Origin of the sequence: Komagataeibacter intermedius TF2, assembly GCF_000964425.1 — a bacterium.
In the GTDB taxonomy this organism is placed as follows: Bacteria; Pseudomonadota; Alphaproteobacteria; order Acetobacterales; family Acetobacteraceae; genus Komagataeibacter; species Komagataeibacter intermedius.
The window spans coordinates 20652-39308 of the sequence record NZ_BANF01000015.1 but is presented as its reverse complement, the minus strand read 5'-3'; the positions used below and the strand labels follow the sequence as shown (position 1 = coordinate 39308).

The following is an 18657-nucleotide window of genomic DNA, read 5'->3' as shown; positions in this document are numbered from 1 at the left end:
TACCGCCGCCATCCGCGCCAGCATGCCCTGCCGGCCCGTGCGCGGCAGCCGGCCTGCCCGCCCCGGCAGATGGGCCAGCAGCCGCGCCGCGGCCCGGCAGGCATCAGCCATCGGGGTAATCCCATTGTTGCGTGGTCCAGTCATATCGCCCGCCCGCCAGTTCGCCAAAGGCGACAAGAAAGGCCATGCGCCGCACGCGCGGCATGGTCATGGCCACATCCCACGGCACCCCGTTCCCGACCAGGGCCGCGACCTCGATCAGGGCGGGGTGCCGGCTCAGTTTTTTGCGGCGGTGCTTTCCGCTGCCGCAATGTCCGCCCCATCCGCGCCAAACAGCGCGTCCGACAGGGCGGTGATGCCGGTATTGCCAATCTGGTTGGCCAGCTGTTCCAGCTGCACGCGGCTTTTGGGGCGCATGGCGGGCACGCCGTCAATCGCCTCGACGCTGCAGACCATCAGCGCGTATTCCACCCATGCGGGTGACGGGCTGTCGGGGCCGAATTCCAGCAGCGCCAGCACATCCCCCGGCCCGCGTTCACGATAGGTGATGGTCCGGCCATCGCTGGTTTTTATGGTGTGTTCGCTCATGCCATGTGTCTCCGGCTGTCAGTGTGCCGCCCTTGTGGAAAAAGGCGGCACACTGGACCCTGTTTCATCAACGGGCTGTTTCAGGAAATGCGGTTGCGCGCCCGCGCGGTGAAGGTAATCGTCTGGTTGACCAGCATTTCGGACTGGTAATGCCCCGCATCGGACAGTTGCAGCGACGCGCCCACGAATTCGTACGTGCTGAGCGACCCGTCGCATTCCGTCACGTACTGGTAGATGCTGCCCAGCACCACCGTGCCCGCCGACCAGAAGCCGCTTTCGATGGCGGCGAACAGGTCATCCGCCCCCGCGCCGTCGCGCTGGACGCTAAACTGCCCGCCCCAGCCGCCCGGCACGTCATAGAACATGGGCATGTCGTTCAGCGGGTTGGATGTCAGCTGGTGCGTGCGCTGCTGCGCGGTGAAGCTGGTCACGGTGGGCAGATCCACGCGGCTGCCGTCATAGACCAGCACCACGCGGCAGTCGCGACCGATATTGAAGGGTTTGGCGGACATGTGTCGCTCCATGAAAAAAGGGCCACCGCGCGGGTGGCCCGTTATTGTCGTGTACGGGTGTCATGCGTTCTTTCGTCTGGCGGCGCGGGTCATGCGCGGGGGGCGTAAACCACCGACGGAAAATCCCGCCGCCATTGCCGCGCGTGGGCCGGGTCACCCGGAAAAGCTGACGCATGAGGAAAGAAAAGACCTCTGCGGCCGCGTCGTGCCGGAAGAAAACCGCCGCGCGACGTAACGCCATCAGGCGGCGGGCGTGCCGGTGCTGACCGTTACACTCGCCCCGCCCTGCAGGTTGACGACAAAGAAGCGGTTGATGCCCTGGTACCGCACCTGCACATCCGCGCGCACATAGCCCAGCGCCGTGGCGGATTGCGGGTTGTTGGTCGTGTCGCACACCACCGCGTAATCCGTGGTCGCCCCCAGTATGCCGCTGCCCACCATGTTGGACAGCGTGCCCAGCAGCACGGCGCGGATGTCGCCAAACAGCGTGGGGCTGATCACCGCGCCCACGAACGCGCCCATGCCCGCATTGACGGTTTCGGCAATGTAGTTGGTCAGGCGGGTATAGCTGTCATCATCCGTATCCGCATCGGAACTGGTGTTGATCCCGCCGCGCACCGCCCAGTAGCTGCCGCCGGGCGCGGGGTTGCAGATCACGTCGATCCCCGCGCCGAACAGGGCCGAAAGCTCGGCCGTGGAATAGGTTGCGGCCTGCCCGCTGGACACCAGTCCCGCCTTCTGGCTGCCGATCACGCCCGACAGTTCCTTATTCAGGCTCGACTGCTCGGGCGAGAGGCCGCCCAGGATACCGGCGGCAAAGGCCTGCGGGGACACCAGCATGTCGCCATTGGTGTCGTCATCCCACCACAGCCAGTCACCGAACAGCAGCTTGACGGCGTAGCTGTCCACGCCTGCCGCAGCCTTCTGCGCCGCCGCGCTGGCAATGGTGTCGCCCGCCGGGCCGCAGGCGATCATGTACATCCCTTCACCCAGGCCAAAGGCCGCCTGCGTGGTCCATGACGTGCTGTCGCTGACACCATGCAGCAGCCCCAGCGCGCAGCCCTGTCCACGCAGGGCGTACATGCCGGTCCGCGCCACGCCATCCGTGCCGGTGAAGGCCGCCGTGCCCGGCACGCCGCCATCAGCGCCCCCCGCCAGCGTCACCGTGCCCGCCGCCAGCGCCGGGACCGTGCTGGGCAGGGCCGCGCGCACCAGCGCCGTGCCGTCCGCCGCCATTGCCGCCGCCAGCGCGGACCACGTGGCGCCGCGATAGGTCCGGCTGCCCAGCACCGCGTGGGTGATGGTCAGGGTATAGCTGGTGGTGATGATCATGTCCTGCGTCACGGTGGCGACAATGGCGTTGCCCGCGCTGCCGGTATGGATGGCGGTCAGGCTGACGCCATCCAGCGTGCCGGTGGCGGCGGCGTCCGTGCCGTCGGTCACGCGCACGCAGCGGAAATCCGCCGCCCCCTGCACCAGCGCGATGTTGACCGCCGTGCCGATGTCGGTCGCCAGCGCCTGCTTGGGGCCAAAAGCGGACAGGCAGTCCCCCATCGCCCCCACGATGACCGGCATGCCCACCGGCCCCCATGCGGCGGTGCCGACCACGCCGATCCGCCCCGACGGCACGCCGTTCAGCGCCAGCGTCTGCGGGCGCTGGACCTGCACGTACAGGTCGGGCACGGTCAGGCTGTTGGTGTTGAGCTGCCCGGACTGGTAAATGGTCATTGTCTGTGTATTTCCCTGTTGCGCGGCATGGCCGCGTGAAAAGACGGGGGATATGCGGCGAGGGGCCGAAGGTGGGTGCACCCGCGGTCCCTCGCCACGCGGAACGCGCGCCCCGCCGGTTCCAGCCCGCATGGCCGGCCCCCGGCAGGCGGGGCGTTACGGAAGGCCGGCACGGATGGCTGCATCCGTGCGGCGGCCGTCATGGCGCGGGCGTACCCACCAGCACGTCTCCCCGCACCACGTCGGGCCCGATCCCCGTGCCACCGGCCAGCATGGCCGGGACCACGCGGGTCAGGTCGGTGTCGTAAGTGACAAGGAAGCGCGTGGGACGGGAAAACACGCCCCGGTTCATGGCGGTGTCGTCATTGGTGGTGGCGCGGGCCTCGATCCGGAAGGTTGATCCGTTTTCATCCGTCAGCCAGTCGGTCAGCGCCAGCGCGTCCGCAATGGCGCAGCCCAGCGCGTCACGCGCGGCAGGCGTTGCCGACCATGCGGTGATGATGAACACCTGCTGCTGCCTGCGCGCGACACAGCGGGCGGCCAGCGTGCCGGCGTTGATGGCCTGCGCCGTGGTCGTAGCGGGCAGCGTGATGTCCGCCCCGCTGGCGATGGCACCGGGCAGGGCGGCGGCAATGATGGCGGCGATGGTGGCCGCCGTATCCCCCGCGGTCGCGACATGCAGGCTGCACGCATCGCCCGTGACACCGGGCAGGCCGGTCACGCGCAGCCCCACCGTGCCGCCGGGCGTGGCCCCTGCATCCACCGTCACGGTGGCGGTGCCGCCGCTGATCGCCATGTGCACGGTGGCGGGCTGCGTGGCGTCCATGCGCCACGGGCGACCCAGCGGTTCGTCCACCCGCACCCAGCTTTCGGCGCTGTCGGCAATGGTGATGAAGTCGCAGCCCTGCTGCAATGTCCGCGCCGCATCGCCCAGGTCGGCCTGCGTCAGGTTGCCACGGCGGATAACCAGCGGCCGCCCGGTCGCGACCGCCTGCGCCGCGCCATCGGGGCACAGGGCCGTGGCCAGGGCGGCCGCGATGGTGGTGGAGATGGTGGAAATATCGGCCATGTCATATCGGCTCCTGCGCCCGGTGGCGGGGGACAAGCTGGTGTGCATGGAACGGCATGCGCCGTGCCATATTGCGCATTGGTCTGTAGTGATGGCGGGGCCGGCGGCGGCATGGCCGGTTCGGCAGCGGTCAGACCTGCTGCTGGCCCAGCAGGCAGCGCGTGCCCCATGGTCCCGCCCGCGCGCCGCCAATGGTGTAGCGCGGGCCGTTCGCATCGCGGGCCCACATGGCGGGCTGCACGCTGACGCCGGGCATGACGGGCAGGAACATCTCGAACCCGCCCGCGTGGATCGCGCCGGGCTGCGCTGGACCGGGCACGCCCGCCCCGCCGCCCGCACGGATCATGGCGGGCCACCCGGTGGCGCAGGCCACCTGCGTGGTGGCGTCGCCCGATGTGCCGTAACCACCGGGGTCCGCCACGTCCGCCGCCTGCGCCACGGTCGTGGTGATGTCCACTACCGCATTGCACAGCACGCACAAGGGCGGCCGGAAGGGTTCGGCGCGGGCGATAAAATATGTTTCCCCCGCGCAGGTCAGGATGTCGCCCGCCTGCACATCCGTCGTATCCATCAGCGCATAGACGAAGGGCACGTCCCACAGGGCAGGTCCGGCAAAGCCGAAGGCCCGGTCGTTGCTGAACGCCGCCATGACCCGCGCATGGGCCGTGGCGCATGGACTGGTGGCGGTGGTGGGGCGATACTGTGTCGCCAGCACCCCCACGCGGGCCGCCGCACGGGTGAAACCGCGCGCGGCAAGGCGGCACAGGGCTGGCTGGTCCATCAGATCACGATCTCCCCCATGCCACGCAGGCCCGGCCCCGGCGGAATGCCAAGGAAATTGCACAGCTGCACCCGCCAGCGCGTGTACAGCGTGAAACGGTCCGTGACCTCGGTACGGTTGCGCGTCCATACCGCCGCGCGGTCGGTGTCCAGGTTGGCGGTGGCGGCCATGATTGCGTCTTCCAGCATCTGGCACTGCATGATGAACGCCCGCGCCTGCGCGCATTCGGCGGGGGCAAGGTTGCGCAGCCGCCATTCGTTGAAGCCGTACACCCGGAAAAACCGCCACGACTGCATGCCGCTGTCCTGGCTGCCCATGGCGGGATAGCCCATGTAACGCCGCGCCTGCGCCAGTTCGTCATCCATCAGCGGCGTATCCGCGACCGTGGCCGCGGTGGGCGGAGCCGCCGGGACCGTGCCCGCCGGGGTGGCGGGGCTGGATGGGTCCGGTCCTGCCGCGTCACTGGTATTCACGGCGGCCCCGCTGGCCGCCGTCGTCGTTTCTGTATCGGTCATGCCTGCTGCTGCCGCCTCCTGTGCATGTTCCGCCCCGCATGCCGGACCATGACATGGGGCGTGGTGTGGCGTGTCTGCCTGCGTGGATGCCTGTCGGGGCCGTTACCGGAGAAATGCCCCGCTGTTCCAACCGTATCCTGCCGGGCATGTGCCTGTCGGCACTGGCCGCCATCGTGCCTGCGTCACCATTCGGGGCCGCGTGCCGGGCATTCATCCCATGCGCCACGGTGTCATCCACTGAGGGCGACGTGGCCCGCTGTCATGGTGTTCATGCGGGTGGGCCGGTCGGTCCGGTGGCTGGCGCCGGCCCCATCCGCCATGCCGCGGGACACGCGCCAGCATGCCGGATGCGGGGAATGTGGCGGGTCGCGCCTGTCCCGCCCCTGCCCCCGCATCGTGCCCCGAATCGTGCCCCGAATCGTGCATTGTACGGGCGGCGGGTGCGCCGCCGCCCGGTGGGGCCTTATGCCCCCGCGCCAAGGCTTTCGATCACCACCCCGCGCTTGAGGTAGCTGTTGGTGGCGGTGGGAATGACCGAGGTATCGGCGGTCAGGTCGGTAGGCAGGGCGAAACCGCCAATCCACGACCACGACTGCGCGATGATCTGCGCCAGACGGTCCAGTGCCGGGCGGGTGATCATGCACACGCCGTCCACATCGGTCAGTTCGCCACCATCCAGCAGCGGGGCGTAATGGGTGCCGATATTGGCGTAATCGCCCTCGATCAGCGCGCCCTGCCCGCAGATGATGGCGCGGTGGATGTTGCCCGCGCCAAGGGACGACTGCTGCGGGGCCTCGGTCGTGGGGATGAAGCGCACGCCCAGCAGGTCGAATATCTGGCCGGTCTGGTACGTGTCGGACCCGTACTGTCCGCGATACAGCAGTTTGAAATCCTCATCACGGAACAGGCCCAGAAGCTGCGCATTGTCCAGATAGCAGTGGTACACCCCGCCATCGGGCGTGGGCACGTTGTTGTCACGCAGGGTAGCCAGCGCGCCAAGGATCGACTGCACCGTCAGCAGGTCGCCCGCCGCCAGCGCCGCCGTGGTGGCGCGCGCGTTGGGCCGCAGCACCAGCGGGGCCGTGGCGGCGATGACCGCGTTGCCTGCCGTGCCATCCGCCACCTTGACGGAAGCCGAGAACGTCAGCGTGCCCGAAACCCCGTCCGGCGCGGTGGAGGTATTGGTGGCGTCCGCCGTCGTGCCCACCAGCGTGTACGACCCGGCCCCGATGGTGACGGTCATGCCGGCCGACGCGCCAACGGACACCACCTGCCCTTCGTCAGACAGGATGTTCTGGAACCCGCGGATGTCATCCACCGCAACCGTGCTGCCAGCAGCCCCCAGCGTGGCGGTGACGCGCGTATTGCCGCCAAGGTAGCCGCCCACCCCGTTCTGCGCCCCGCCAAACAGCGCATTGCGCGCAAGGCGGTCCAGCGTCTGCCGCGCATTGATGCCAAGGCGCGAGGCATTGGCCAGGAACTGGTTGGCGATGCCAACGCCTTCCGTCACCTGGTTGAGGTCCATGGTGTTGCCGTACTGGTTGATGGTCAGGGTGTACTGTTCGACCGACCATTCGGCGGGCGTCATGCCGTTGTCGAAGCTGGTGTTGGCGGTGGGGTTGAGCGGCGTGGTCGCGGGCGGCAGCAGGCCCGCGCGGGTGTCGGTAATGGTCTGCCCGATGCGGGCGGGAAATTCCATCTGGTCCGCGATCGAGCGGAAGCCCAGCCGCGACTGCAGCGCGTCCTGAAACGCGCGCGACAGGAACCCCTGCTGAATGACCGGCTGCAGGGAGGCGGGGAAATTGGCGATGGCCATGAATTTCATTTCCTTGAAAAAACGAAAAAAGCCGCCATGCAGGACTGCGGTGGCGGCGGCAGGGGGCGGCCATGGCGGGATGCGCCATACAGGGGCCGGGTTGCACGGTTCAGGGGCGCGGCGCGTATGGCCGGGCATGGCCCCTTGCCGGTTCCGCGCGCCATGGCGGGACGCGGAACGGACAGGGGGCGTCAGCGCGGGGGCATGGCCCCACGGTCACCATTCAGGGCGCGGGCGAGGTTCCCAAAGCACAGGTGGTTATTTCCAATGGCGGGCCGCGTCATCCGGCAGCATGCCGTTCCGCGCCCACGAAGTGGCGGGTTCCGCATCATGGACACAGGCGGCGACATCAGCCGGGTTCGTGTGCGCATGCATGGCGATGGTGGGAAAAGCCGACGCCATGTGGTGATAAAAAACCGCGAAATCAGGTCATGATGCCAATATCCCTTCGCGCGTCTTGATACAGGACCGATAATGATTGTTCCATGCGTGGTTTGAATAATTTACAAACTGATAATGGTCCTCAAAATGTCTCGGTAAAAAGTTCATTTTCCATATAGCATTTAATTTAAAAAAGGTGATAACGTGGTAAAGCAATAAATGACGACCATGTTGGAGAAATTTTAGGATGGCCGATACCACGACAACAGAAACATACACCACAGACGTTCAGCCGGAACTGACTTCCGACGGCAACGTGTACTATTATGAGCAGTCCACTCAGATCGAATCCGCCACAATCAACAGCCCGACCACAACCAACAGCAATGGGGACACAATCATTGCTCCTGGTTCACAAGATGTCAGTGTTGAAGTCGAGAGCCCTGATGAGGCCAATGCCAGTGGGTATGCCGGCCCCGGTTTTGGCACGTCGGATATATCCGAGTTCCCCACCGGGCAGCTGACCTATTCGCTGACAGGTAATGGCAATGGTCAGTTCACCGAAACCCTGACGCAACAAGCTGAGGGTCAGGTGACCGATCAGTACCAGGTGACGGCCGAAAGCACCGGATATTCGGATGCCAACGGGTCGCTGTATTTCGTCCCGACGCAGACAGTCAATGATGATGGCAATTCTTTCTCCGCAGGCGACTATTACGAATATGTCTCGAATGCACCGGTAGATGCGACGGTTCCCAATGGTGCAGGCCTGTCGTCAGTAGACCAGAACAACGGTCCGACGCTTACCCTTACAAATGGCTCGGCCGCCGCCTGCTTCTGCTCCGGCACGCTGATCCGCACCCCGCATGGCGATGTGGCGGTGGAAACCCTGCAGGCCGGTGATGAAGTCGTGACCGCATCCGGCGCCGTGCGCCCGATCGTGTGGATCGGCAGCCAGAAGATCATCAGCTTCAGCAACATGGATGCGGCGCAGGCCCATGCGCTGACCCCCGTGCTGATCAGCCGTGACGCGTTCGCGCAGAACATGCCCGACCGCGACCTGCTGGTATCCCCCGGCCACGCCATTGCGGTGCCGGTCATGGACAGCGTGTTCATCCAGGCGGTGAAGCTGGTCAATGGCGCGACCATCCGCCGCGCACCGTGCGAAAGCACCGAATACTGGCATGTCGAACTGGACAGCCACGACGTGCTGCTGTCCAACGGCCTGCCGTCCGAAAGCTATCTGGATGTCGGCAACCGCAACCTGTTCGCCACCCTGTCGGCCGGCACGCAGGTCGAACCCGCGACGCTGGACGATTACGCCCTGCCGCTGGTGCTGGATGGTCCCGAAATCGCCGCCGTGCGTGAACGCCTTGCCGCCCGCGCGCGCACACTGGGCTGGACCAGCACGACCGACAGGGACGAACACCTGATGGTGGACGGGCAGCGGGTGGAACCGGCCATGGATGGCGACCGGGCCTGCTTCATCTTCCCCGCTGGCGCATGCGAGGTCGCCCTGGTTTCGAACGCATTCCGCCCCGCGGAATGTGGCGCGGGCGAGGATGCCCGCGAACTGGGGATCTACATCCGCGACATGCATGTCAGCGACGGGCTGTTCCATGACGCCGCGATCGACATGAACGCCCCCGCCATCGCGGCGCAGTGCCATGATGCCGAACAGCAGCACGATGGCCACTGGCGCTGGACGAAGGGCAGCCTGAAGCTGGACCCGTCCCTGTGGGCCGGGTGCAAGGGCCATGTCGTCCTGCGCCTGCACCGTTCCGCCCATGGTGGCCTGTACTGGACGGCCCCCGCAGCGGATGCCGCCAACATCGTGGCGTTCAGGGCAACTGCCTGATCATGCCGTCATGGCGGGGCCGGTCCACCGGTTCCGCCACTGGCCGGTCAGGCCGCATGGACGGGTCATGCTGAACCCCGCGCGGTTCCTGCGCCATATCAGGCCGGGGCACGACACCCCGGCCTGCATGGACCAGACAGGGTAGAGGACCGCGTAAACCGCCGTCGCGCATGTCCGGCTGTCCCGGTCGCAACCCGTGCCCTGTTAACGGAAAAACATCTCCCTTTACATAAGGCCCCTTCCGGCCTGCGCTGTCCGCAACCGCAGCGTTGCACGCGATCTGGTGCAGCAGTCCAGCATGGCCATCCCGCATGGCGCGATATGCGCGGGGCATGGACATTCATATGTCACACACCAGTCCGTCAGTGACAGGACGGGCGTAATCGCACCGGGCAGGATCGTATTCTGGCCATAAATGGCTGCGCAGGCGAACAAGGCCGGCCGGTCGCCTGTGTCCCGTTCAGGCTGGATTGTCAGTCTGCCGGCAGGGCCCATATCCGTCCTTCACCTGTTGAAACCGGAAAATCGCCCTGACCAGTCCCGCCACGGTCCTAGAGCAATTCCACTGAACTCCGGCTCAGTGAAATTGCTCTAACTCATTGTTTATCGAGCATATTCACCAGTTCGAATGTGTCCATTCAAACCGGATCTGCTCTAGGTCGCCACGGGCCAGCGCAGTCCGGCCGCACTGGCCGCCGCTTTTACATCCCGCGCGCCTGCCGTGCGGGCGTCGAACGGGGCGGGATCGCCCGCACGTGGCGCGGGGCCGGATGCGGTGGTGCCGGTGGCCGCGCCGGACGCGGGCTGGGGCGTGGTGAACAGGTAGGCACGGCTTTCACGCGCGGCCTGCATGATCGTGTCCAGTCCCTGCGGCGCGCCATCTTCGGACAGGGTGACGGCGGACAGGTCCACCAGACGCACCACGTCAGCAGGCTCCACCGCGCCCATGCGGGCGGCCATGGCGCGGGCTTCGGCGCGGATCACGGCACGGCTGGCGCGGGTGCGGGCCGCTGTGGCCTGTTCGGTGGCGCGGGCGAGGTCGGCCTCCAGCGTGGCGCGGGCCTGCACGGCGTCGTCACGTTCGGCGCGCAGGGCGACCAGTTCGCGGCGCATCGTGTCCATGTCGGGGGTTTCGGGAACGCTTGATCGGGTCATGTCATGCTTCCTTCAGAAAAAGGGAAAAATCAGGTCGGGCTTTCGGCCCCGATGCGCGCCCATTCCGCATGGGGGCCGGGCGTGCCCGCGCGGGCGGCCAGAATCACGCATGCCGTCTGCCGCGACAGGAAACCGCCGCGCACCGCCGTATCCAGCCCCTGCGCCAGTTGCGCCAGGTCGGCTTCCGTGCCGGCAAAATAGGGCGGCCACTGCAATGCCAGCCCATCGGCCTCCAGCCCCGCGTAATCGCGCCCGCCAATGCGCAGGCCGCCCGCAATGGCATGGGAAAACGCGCACACCATGCGGTACAGCGCCAGCAGCCCGTATTCGCCATATGACAGGCGCATCCGGTCCGCCAGCCACAGCAGGGGCTGGTACAGCAGTTCCATCGCGCGACCCGACGTGGGGGCGCCCAGCCGGTCGGCCTGCGCGCGGTTGCCGTGGATCTGCTCCATCACGCTGGCGCGCAGTTCGCGATAATGGTCACGCATCGCGCCTGCCGCATCACCATTGATTTCCAGCAGCTTGGCATCTCCATCCAGCGGCAGGGTCAGGGCGGATGCCGCGCCACCCGATGACGCGGGCGACCCGTCCGCATACGGGTCCGGCCCCGCGCGGATCACCAGCCTTGGGTCGGCGCTGTATTTCAGCCCCCGCCCGGACTGTGACAGCAGGTAATCGCATTCGATCACCGTATCGATGGCGGCAGCGAAGGTGCATGGCCCGTCCACCACGCCGGGGGCGGCCAGGTTGGCCATCCACACCCACGGCACGAACCCCAGCCCATGGTGCGTGCTGCGTGTGGGATCGACCTGCACCGGCAGGCCGGCATCGACACGCCGGGGCACATATACATGGCAGTCCGCGCGGTCCCATATGCGCAGCCACCAGAATATGGCTGCCGCATCATCGGGGCCAACCTGCCACCCCTGCTCCGCCAGCGTGGCGCCGGTGACCTTGTAGCATTCGCGCATGCATGCAAGCTCGCCCGTGCCATCCCGGTGCGGGGTCAGGTACAGCGTGTCATGCACCGCAAAGCGCAGGCGACGGTCCACCGCTTCCACCAGCACGGCCACCGACCCGACCGACCCGCGCGTTGCGGCATCAATCATAAGGGCGGGCAGCGCCGTGTCCGCCGCCACCTGCGCCAGCACGCCCGGCACGGCGGGGTCGGTTGCCACCGTGGTGGGCCAGTGCGACGCGCCGAACAGCAGCGATACGGCGTCATCCACCACGGCGCGGCACATGTTGGTGCGCACCGACGGCCTGCGCTGCGACAGGGGGATGTATTCCCCCGCCCCGTTATATTCGGTGCCGAACGGGTTGGGGATGGCGTCGTACTGCGTGCCGTCCAGCACGCGGGCCAGCGCGGCCAGCGCATGGGCGCGCGCGGGCAGGTCCGGGTCGCGGGGGTAGGTTTTCCTCAGTTCCTGCCAGTCCATGCTGTCTCTCCGGTATAATGGGCAAAGGGGTGTGGATTTGGTGGTGATGCGGCGGCAAAACCGCGATAGACAGGCCGCCGTGGGGCACATGACCGTGCGGAGAAGGAAAAAGAAAATGGATATCAGTCACCTGCTGCTGACCCCGGTGCGCCTGGCGGTGGAAATTGGCGTGGTCGGTGCGGCCATTGTGGTGGTTGCGGGTGCATGGCGCAGGCGGCATGGCCATCCGCCCGCGATCCCCCCCTGCCCGCCCGCGCAGCAGCCAGCCCCCACGCCCATGCCTGCGCCTGCGCCGGTGGCGGATGCGGGGTTTGACGTGCCGGTGTCCATGACCGATTACGGCTGGGCGGTGCGGCTGTACCAGCCTGCGGCCCTGCTGTCAGGGTGGGAGCGGCGCGTGCTGTCCACGCTGGTGGCGCAGGTGCCGCGTGGTTATTACGTCTGCCCGCAGGTGCGGCTGGCCGATTTCATCGTGCCGCGCGGACCGGATCGTGACGCCAACCGGCAGGCGTTTTTCAAGATCGCCTCCAAATCCATCGACTTCGTAGTGACGCATGTGCAAAGCGGCACCGTGGTGCTGGGTATCGAACTGGATGACGGCACCCACGGGCAGCCTGAACGCCAGTACCGCGACGGGCTGGTTGATGCCGCCTTCGCCCATACCGGCATTCCGCTGCTGCGCTTTTCACCCGGCGGGCGGGTGGATATCAGCGGGTATTTCCGCGCGGCCCCGGTATGACCCGGCCCGCCTGACGCCTGCGCCGTATCACCGTGATCGCGGGTGGGGAATTTACGCTAATGGGCGGTCTCAGCATCAGATCTGCTATCCGTCCCGTCTGCTGGAACCACAGGGGGAACTGGCGGCAGATGGCGATTTGATACATTACTTCCAGGCGGGGTCAAACAGGATGCTCCATACATGGAAGAAAAGGCCCGAAACGGGGCAACCATCCCTATCGCCCCAACGTAAACCGCGTCGGCACCCATCGCGCGGGGGCTGCGGGCGGCGTGGACAGCATGAGGTCACTCAGCGCCCAGACCAGCGCATCCGCCCGGTCGGGGGAATGCGGGCCGTGATAGCCACTGGCGGAAAACTGGCACAACTGCTCCTCCAGCGTGGCAAAGCTGCCGTGATGGGTCACGCGGCCCTGTTCATATAATGCCGCCACGGGTTCGGCGCGCGCGGCCTTGCCCCGGCTGGCCGTGACCATGCGCAGGGCGGCGTTGGGGTTGATGCCGCGCAACGTGGCTTCGACCAGCGCACCGCCAAAATTATGCTCGGCCACGATGCGTTCCGCCCCCCAGTCGGCCTGCGCCTGCAGCGCCGCGCGCGCCCACCCCGCCGGGCTGTCCCGCCGCGACAGGTCGGCCAGAACATGGCCGTTCCCGCCCGCATCCACGCCACACACGACAATGCCGATTTCGTCCGATCGCGTATCCTCCGGCCCCGAACAGCCCGACGGGTCCACCGCCACGACAATGCGGCGCATCGCCCCGGCCACGCTGGCGCGGGTTGCGGGGGTAACGGCGGCTGCACGGCGGAAATCCTCCATCCGCCACAACGCGCCATCCACCGCCTGCTGGTATTCCCCCAGCATAAAGCGCCTGCGCTCGCGTTCCGGCAATGCTTCCAGCTGCGCCATGTATTCCGGCGACAGGTTGGCGCGGTTGCCATCGGGGTTCAGGCGCATGGTGGCGTAGCGCGCGCGGTCCAGCGGCGCGCCGGATGTGGGGTCCACCCCGTCCTCGAACACGCGGTACAGCCAGTGCGCGGTGGTCGGTGGATTGGCGTCGATGTATTCCTTCAGCGCCAGCGGTGATTTCTGCGCCAGCCGCGTCAGCAGCATGTTGCGCGCGCCATAGGTGACCTGGCTGGCTTCATTCAGGTAAACGGTGGCGAATTCCAGCCCCAGTATCTTTTCCGTCCGGTCCTCATCATCCAGACCGCCAAACAGGATGACCGACCCGTTGGGCAGTTCCACCGTCCAGTCGGTGCGCGACAGCGCCCACGGCACGGTGGGAAAGCATTGGCGCATGACGGTGGGAAACGTATCGGCCAGCACGGTGGCCCGCAGCGCGTTCAGCCGGTGGCGGAATATGCCGTGCCGCGTGCCCGCCGCCTTCAGCGCCCGGATCGCCACCGCGCGCACCAGCACGAACGTCTTGCCCGACCGCGCGCCGCCGCGCAGCAGGATATGCGTGGCGGGACCGCCCAGCAGCCGGTTGGCCGCGCGCTGGTCCGCTGTCAGGCTGAAGGCGTGTTTCAAAAGGCGGCACCCGGAAACTTCTGTCTGCTGGAATGGATTTCACAGTTCCGCATCATCGGTCGTAATCGTAATGGCAATGGTATTTCCCCCTTCCCGTCGGTCAGCGGGCGGGCGCAGGCGGGTTGCGACCCACATCCGCGCCTCCATGCGCAGCTTTATGGCGGGCACGTCGTCACGGCCGGTGGCGCGGTCGGCTATGGTTATGATTTCCTCGGCCAGTGTGTCGGCCGCCGCTTCCCGCGCGGTGGCGTACAGGGTACGAAACCCCGCATTGTCACGCAGCCAGCGGAACACCGTGGCCCGGTGCGGCATGGCCGGATCGGCGCAGATCGCGCGCAGGCTGTGCCCATCGGCCAGTCGGGTGCAGATGTCTTCCGCAACCCTTCGGCTGTACGTCCCGCGCCGCGCGCCCGATGTGGCGGGTTCGGGCATGGTCATTCTTCCCTGTTCTCCGGCGGACATGAAAACGCCCGGGCTGCCGTGCGGGGCGGTCCGGGCGCGGATGTGTCATGATAGGGTTGTTATGCGGAAAAACCGTGCAGGCAGCAATCTGTTTCGCTGCGCCTGCTGGCCGTGCGCCTGTCATGGCGGAGGAAGCGGAATGTCGGCCCTGAGGAGGGGACGCTTATGAATTCAGGCGGAAACCTGCCATGTTATTAGAATTCATAGGAATTTAATTTCAGCATAATTAATTTGTGTCCCACATACTTTTTCCTGAAATATTCCTGTCTTTTATAGATGTTCGAGCATTTTTCATTCATTTCACTGGACAGTTCATTTCTTCTTTTCTGAGGAAGGCTGTCATCCCACTCCCCTGACAGGTACTGACAAATATCCGCATCATGGAAAAAGGCAGTAACGTCATATGGAAAATTTTCTTCGGTTCCTGCAATGACCGGCGAAACGTTCATGCAATACGATATGATAAAAACTGGTATGATAACGCCCGTCAGACAGACAGTTCTGTTTATGTTTTTGCCAGGACGTAATTTGAAGAACGACAGATTATTTTTCAGCATTCTGACTCTATGTGTTCATGCCATATCGGGGTTACGGGAATATATTTCCCCATGTCTGTTTCCGTGGAACCGACGCCATTCACGCAACATCACTGAACGTGTCCTGAGGTCAGCCTGAAATTCCTGCGCCGTTACGTGTCAGGCCATTGCCGCGGTAAAACGCGTCCAGAGCTTCTGGAGAAGCGAGCTGCACTTTTGGTAAACTGATATCCCTGAACATTCGCCTGTATCGTGCGCGATTGGCGCGGGTGGTTCCGATCAGGTGACGTATCATGGCCCATTTTACACTGTCCCTGCCGCCTTCCAGGGCGCCCTGCCTGTCTTTCCTGATCCAGCAGCGCCGGACATAACGATAGAGGCTGACAGTCGTGGGAACATCAAGAAGGATAAAACCGCTGGCGCGTTCCAGCCGTTGTGGAAGCAGACGGGAATAATTGCCCTCAATAACCCAGCGCGCCCCCAGTATCTCCGCGTCATGAAGCATCCTGAAGTCTTCAGGGTCTCTGACGACCCAGTCAGTGTGCGGAAGGTGGCTCAACCGGTCGAGGTGTACGGTTCTCAGCCCGCGCGCCCGTGATATTGCATCCGCAAGTGTGGATTTCCCGCTGTTGGACGGCCCCATAATGCAAATGCGGGGGCCAAGATCATCAAGCGTCATACGTGCCATTCCATGTCTGCCCTGGGGAAAGCAGCAGGCTCCCCGAAATGGCGACACCGGCCGGCCGCTATCCCATATCATCGTTGGCTGGCTTCCCTGCCAGCAGGCGTATTTATAGTCCTGCGCCCTGCCTGCCGGGTATTTCCTGTACAATATCAAATACAGCGTCCGTATATTCACGTTGACAGTACCGGAATCCCGTCAACGCAAACACCACCTCCACCGGAATATCGAAATAGAAATCCAGCATGCCGGGCGGGTAGCCACTTTCGGTTTCCTCGCGCTGCAGGGCGGCGATGGCGTCGTGCAACTGCGCAGGCGGCGTGCCGGTCACGGTCAGGTCGTGCGGGCCTGCGGCCTGTCCATGGTGGCTTACGGACCAGACCTGTGCGCCATCGTGATGGAAGCCTGCGGCACTTTCATACCGGCGTTCATCCACGGTGCAGGTTACAATGGTGGCCCCGGCGGAATACGCCGCCAGCCGCGCTTCATGCGCCCGCGCCGCAGCCGGGTCGTTGCACGACACCACTGTCCACCCGCCCGGCAGGCTGGAGATGGACATGGGCGCGGGACGTGCGTCGTCCTGTGGCATCCCGGTATCCGTCAGGCCCATGCGGGCGCACACGGCGGCGCGGTCAATGCCGTGGAACGCAAAGGTTGTCACCGCATACCCTGCCGGACGGGGCGGGCAGGTTTCGCGTATGTGGAACCGCAGGCGGATGGGCGGGAAGATGTCCTGCGTGCCCTCGGTCACCTGTGCGGGGGCGAAGGTGACGCCTGCCTCCCCCACGCGGTAGGGATAGACGATGTTTTCTGCCGTGCCGTCGCGGTGGGCGCACATGATGACGGCGGCCTGCACCGGCCCGTCGCCACCGGGCAGCAGCACGGTGCAGTTGGCGACCACAGCCGCCGCCCGCGCGCCCGTCCGCAATGCCGCGTCCTGCACCGCGTCCCGCGCGCGGTCCAGCTGTATGGCGCTGTCGGCCAGCCCGTCTGGCGCGGCCACCGTCCCGATCACGCCCAGATAGCGGCCCGGCGCCATGACCGCGCCAAACGGGGCGAACACGCCCTGCGCGGCCAGCAGCCGTTCCACCTCGGGCCGCAGGTGGGCGGCAAGACGGTCAAAATCCCGTCGTGGCGTGGCCAGCCAGTCCGGCAGGTCGGTTTCGGCCCAGCCCGCATACCCATCCATATCCCGCCTCTCCTTCCCGTGCCGGTTGCCGGTCATGATGGGTGGCGGGGGACTGGCATGTCAATCCGCCCCGCCCCCCGGCCTGAAACGGACCCGCGCCGGTGGCCTGTGCTGCCGCCTGCCGCTTTTTCGCGACACGCATCAAACATGTCGTTGAAAGACACGTTCACGAACGAATCCGCATGATCCGGTCATGGGGTACAGCCGCCGTTTCGTGCCGGATTCAGTAAAGACCCGGTCTGCGGCAATGATGGTCCGGATGATTTCCGTCAGCGGGTTCCGGCCGCAAAGCGCGTCCGGCCTGGGGGCCGGTTGACGGTGAACAGGCGCTGACGAAAATCCCGGGCCTGTTACTGTTCGGATCATGCCCCTGTACCGGGCCCCTGTACCGGGCGCCACGACGGGCGGGATCAGGCGGCGTGGGTGTGTCCGTCCGGCCCGTGCGTGTGGTCCGGGTCGTGGGAATGGCCGTCCCCGTCATGGTCGTGGCGGTGGTGCAGGTCGGGATAATGCGGGTGGCTGTGCACCAGCCGGGCGTGCACGTGGTGGTGGGTGTGGGGTTCGCCCGCCGGGTCATCGGGGCCGTGTTCGTGCTGGTGATGTTCGTCATGCACGTGGCGGTGGGTGTGGGCCATGACCGTGTGTTCGTGTTCGTGGTCATGGCGTTCGCTCAGGTGCAGCCACAGCCCGACGGCCATGAACATGCCCGCGACAGCCAGCCGCCCCAGGTCATGCGCATGGAACAGCATGACCGACACCACCGCCCCGATAAAGGGGGCCAGCGCGAAATATGCCCCCGTGCGCGCCGCGCCCAGGTGGCGCAGCCCCAGCATGAACGCCACAAGGCTGACCCCGTAGCCAAGGAATCCGACACCCCCCGCCGCCGCCACCACGGCGGCATCCGGCATGTGGGCGCGCTGCAGCACAAGGGCCGCGCACAGGTTGACGCTGCCCGCCACCACGCCCTTCAGCATGGCGATGCGTACCGGGTCGGCCCCCGACAGCCTGCCGCTGAGGTTGTTGTCAATGCCCCAGCACACGCACGCCGCGATGATGTACAGCGCCCCCGGCGCAACCGCCGCATGCCCCTGCCATGACAGCACGCCCGCCCCCAGCACGATGCACGCGGCGCCCACAAGCAGCCTGCGATCCACGTTTTCGCGAAACACCACCCATGCGATCATCAGGGTGGCGATGCTTTCCATATTCAGCAGCAGCGACGCGCTGGCCGCGTCACTGCGCGCAAGGCCGGCCATAAGCAGCAGCGGCCCCGCCACCCCGCCCGTGGCGATCACCCCCAGCAGGCACGGCAGGTCGGCGCGCGTCAGCGGTGCCTCGTCATGGCTGGGCAGCCGCAATGCCGCGCGCGCCCCCAGCACCACCGCCAGCCCAAGGCCGGAACCAAGATACAGCAGCCCCGCCGCCATCTGGGCCGACATATCCCCCAGCAGCAGCTTGGCGAAGGGCGTGCTGGCCCCGAACAGCACGGCAGACAGCAGGGCAAGGAGAAGACCGGTTCTGTTCATCCCCTTCCCTTACCACATCACCGGCATGTATCACGACCCCTGGCAGACGGCCCCGGACAGGTGCCGCGTTCTGCCAGTCACGGGCGGCGGCCTGCGGGGCGTGGGGAAGGAAGCCCAATCGGAAACGCCTGTCCGGGTCATGTCAGGTCC

At 66.1% G+C, this 18657-nt stretch carries 19 protein-coding genes; 5 read left to right on the top strand and 14 right to left on the bottom strand.

What is annotated here, in order from left to right:
* Positions 1-276 precede the first annotated feature (276 nt).
* Positions 277-588, bottom strand: coding sequence for a hypothetical protein (locus B7449_RS03480; RefSeq protein ID WP_039736862.1), 312 nt, complete (start codon positions 586-588; stop codon positions 277-279).
* An 80-nt stretch (positions 589-668) separates the two neighbouring features.
* The gene (locus B7449_RS03475) at positions 669-1100 is read right to left on the bottom strand and encodes a hypothetical protein (RefSeq protein WP_039736863.1); all 432 of its coding nucleotides are present in this window, start codon (positions 1098-1100) and stop codon (positions 669-671) included.
* A gap of 10 nt (positions 1101-1110) precedes the next feature.
* Between B7449_RS03475 and B7449_RS03470 the strand changes: the two genes are divergently transcribed.
* Positions 1111-1335 (top strand): hypothetical protein, encoded by a 225-nt coding sequence (locus tag B7449_RS03470; RefSeq protein WP_039736864.1) that lies wholly within the window; start codon positions 1111-1113, stop codon positions 1333-1335.
* A gap of 5 nt (positions 1336-1340) precedes the next feature.
* Here the strand turns inward: B7449_RS03470 and B7449_RS03465 are convergent, their stop codons facing one another.
* The 5 genes from B7449_RS03465 to B7449_RS03445 all read right to left on the bottom strand — a co-directional run bounded on the left by B7449_RS03465 (position 1341) and on the right by B7449_RS03445 (position 7009).
* Entirely contained in the window at positions 1341-2828 is a 1488-nt protein-coding gene (locus tag B7449_RS03465; protein ID WP_039736865.1) for a tail protein, read from the bottom strand.
* A 199-nt stretch (positions 2829-3027) separates the two neighbouring features.
* Positions 3028-3897 (bottom strand): hypothetical protein, encoded by an 870-nt coding sequence (locus B7449_RS03460; RefSeq protein ID WP_039736866.1) that lies wholly within the window; start codon positions 3895-3897, stop codon positions 3028-3030.
* A 130-nt stretch (positions 3898-4027) separates the two neighbouring features.
* Positions 4028-4678, bottom strand: a complete 651-nt coding sequence (locus tag B7449_RS03455; protein ID WP_039736867.1) for a hypothetical protein — start codon at positions 4676-4678, stop codon at positions 4028-4030.
* Positions 4678-5193 carry a hypothetical protein gene (locus B7449_RS03450; RefSeq protein ID WP_048883231.1) on the bottom strand — a complete coding sequence of 172 codons (516 nt, stop codon included), beginning with the start codon at positions 5191-5193 and terminating at the stop codon, positions 4678-4680. Before B7449_RS03450 ends, B7449_RS03455 begins: the two co-directional genes overlap by 1 nt.
* Positions 5194-5656: 463 nt before the next feature.
* Positions 5657-7009 (bottom strand): hypothetical protein, encoded by a 1353-nt coding sequence (locus B7449_RS03445; RefSeq protein WP_048883236.1) that lies wholly within the window; start codon positions 7007-7009, stop codon positions 5657-5659.
* A gap of 13 nt (positions 7010-7022) precedes the next feature.
* Between B7449_RS03445 and B7449_RS19655 the strand changes: the two genes are divergently transcribed.
* The 3 genes from B7449_RS19655 (at position 7023) to B7449_RS23485 (ending at position 9393) form a co-directional block, all read left to right on the top strand.
* On the top strand, positions 7023-7418 hold the full coding sequence (locus B7449_RS19655; protein WP_141654854.1) for a hypothetical protein: 396 nt from the start codon (positions 7023-7025) through the stop codon (positions 7416-7418).
* 219 nt (positions 7419-7637) lie between these two features.
* A complete protein-coding gene (locus B7449_RS03440) occupies positions 7638-9248 on the top strand; it encodes a Hint domain-containing protein (protein WP_048883229.1) in 1611 nt (536 codons plus the stop codon).
* A 10-nt stretch (positions 9249-9258) separates the two neighbouring features.
* A complete protein-coding gene (locus B7449_RS23485; protein WP_276325841.1) occupies positions 9259-9393 on the top strand; it encodes a hypothetical protein in 135 nt (44 codons plus the stop codon).
* Positions 9394-9902: 509 nt separating this feature from the next.
* On the opposite strand, the gene B7449_RS03430 is transcribed toward B7449_RS23485, so the two are convergent.
* On the bottom strand, positions 9903-10403 hold the full coding sequence (locus B7449_RS03430) for a phage scaffolding protein (protein ID WP_039734925.1): 501 nt from the start codon (positions 10401-10403) through the stop codon (positions 9903-9905).
* Between the two features lie 29 nt (positions 10404-10432).
* The gene (locus B7449_RS03425) at positions 10433-11845 is read right to left on the bottom strand and encodes a portal protein (protein ID WP_039734927.1); all 1413 of its coding nucleotides are present in this window, start codon (positions 11843-11845) and stop codon (positions 10433-10435) included.
* A gap of 115 nt (positions 11846-11960) precedes the next feature.
* On the opposite strand from B7449_RS03425, the gene B7449_RS03420 reads away from it, so the two are divergent.
* Entirely contained in the window at positions 11961-12584 is a 624-nt protein-coding gene (locus B7449_RS03420) for a DUF2726 domain-containing protein (RefSeq protein WP_235721250.1), read from the top strand.
* Positions 12585-12798: 214 nt separating this feature from the next.
* Here B7449_RS03420 and B7449_RS03415 read toward each other — a convergent pair whose 3' ends face one another.
* From B7449_RS03415 to B7449_RS03390, 5 genes are all read right to left on the bottom strand, one after another.
* Positions 12799-14112 (bottom strand): phage terminase large subunit, encoded by a 1314-nt coding sequence (locus tag B7449_RS03415; RefSeq protein ID WP_082084734.1) that lies wholly within the window; start codon positions 14110-14112, stop codon positions 12799-12801.
* A gap of 39 nt (positions 14113-14151) precedes the next feature.
* Entirely contained in the window at positions 14152-14544 is a 393-nt protein-coding gene (locus tag B7449_RS03410) for a terminase small subunit-like protein (protein WP_244465735.1), read from the bottom strand.
* 696 nt (positions 14545-15240) lie between these two features.
* A complete protein-coding gene (locus B7449_RS03400; protein WP_039734934.1) occupies positions 15241-15789 on the bottom strand; it encodes a P-loop NTPase family protein in 549 nt (182 codons plus the stop codon).
* A 112-nt stretch (positions 15790-15901) separates the two neighbouring features.
* Complete coding sequence (locus tag B7449_RS03395) at positions 15902-16981, bottom strand: hypothetical protein (RefSeq protein WP_039734936.1); 1080 nt, start codon at positions 16979-16981, stop codon at positions 15902-15904.
* 410 nt (positions 16982-17391) lie between these two features.
* Positions 17392-18507: a DMT family transporter gene (locus B7449_RS03390; RefSeq protein ID WP_039734938.1), complete on the bottom strand. Its 1116-nt coding sequence runs from the start codon at positions 18505-18507 to the stop codon at positions 17392-17394.
* Between the last annotated feature and the right edge of the window lie 150 nt (positions 18508-18657).

Coding starts and splice junctions, on each gene's coding strand:
- B7449_RS03410 (WP_244465735.1), bottom strand. CDS start 14,544: ATGCCCGAACCCGCCACATCGGGCGCGCGGCGCGGGACGTACAGCCGA.
- B7449_RS03395 (WP_039734936.1), bottom strand. CDS start 16,981: ATGGATGGGTATGCGGGCTGGGCCGAAACCGACCTGCCGGACTGGCTG.
- B7449_RS03445 (WP_048883236.1), bottom strand. CDS start 7,009: ATGGCCATCGCCAATTTCCCCGCCTCCCTGCAGCCGGTCATTCAGCAG.
- B7449_RS03480 (WP_039736862.1), bottom strand. CDS start 588: ATGAGCGAACACACCATAAAAACCAGCGATGGCCGGACCATCACCTAT.
- B7449_RS03390 (WP_039734938.1), bottom strand. CDS start 18,507: ATGAACAGAACCGGTCTTCTCCTTGCCCTGCTGTCTGCCGTGCTGTTC.
- B7449_RS03470 (WP_039736864.1), top strand. CDS start 1,111: ATGAAAAAAGGGCCACCGCGCGGGTGGCCCGTTATTGTCGTGTACGGG.
- B7449_RS03460 (WP_039736866.1), bottom strand. CDS start 3,897: ATGGCCGATATTTCCACCATCTCCACCACCATCGCGGCCGCCCTGGCC.
- B7449_RS03455 (WP_039736867.1), bottom strand. CDS start 4,678: ATGGACCAGCCAGCCCTGTGCCGCCTTGCCGCGCGCGGTTTCACCCGT.
- B7449_RS03450 (WP_048883231.1), bottom strand. CDS start 5,193: ATGACCGATACAGAAACGACGACGGCGGCCAGCGGGGCCGCCGTGAAT.
- B7449_RS03440 (WP_048883229.1), top strand. CDS start 7,638: ATGGCCGATACCACGACAACAGAAACATACACCACAGACGTTCAGCCG.
- B7449_RS03475 (WP_039736863.1), bottom strand. CDS start 1,100: ATGTCCGCCAAACCCTTCAATATCGGTCGCGACTGCCGCGTGGTGCTG.
- B7449_RS03430 (WP_039734925.1), bottom strand. CDS start 10,403: ATGACCCGATCAAGCGTTCCCGAAACCCCCGACATGGACACGATGCGC.
- B7449_RS03400 (WP_039734934.1), bottom strand. CDS start 15,789: ATGACGCTTGATGATCTTGGCCCCCGCATTTGCATTATGGGGCCGTCC.
- B7449_RS03420 (WP_235721250.1), top strand. CDS start 11,961: ATGGATATCAGTCACCTGCTGCTGACCCCGGTGCGCCTGGCGGTGGAA.
- B7449_RS03425 (WP_039734927.1), bottom strand. CDS start 11,845: ATGGACTGGCAGGAACTGAGGAAAACCTACCCCCGCGACCCGGACCTG.
- B7449_RS23485 (WP_276325841.1), top strand. CDS start 9,259: ATGGCGGGGCCGGTCCACCGGTTCCGCCACTGGCCGGTCAGGCCGCAT.
- B7449_RS03465 (WP_039736865.1), bottom strand. CDS start 2,828: ATGACCATTTACCAGTCCGGGCAGCTCAACACCAACAGCCTGACCGTG.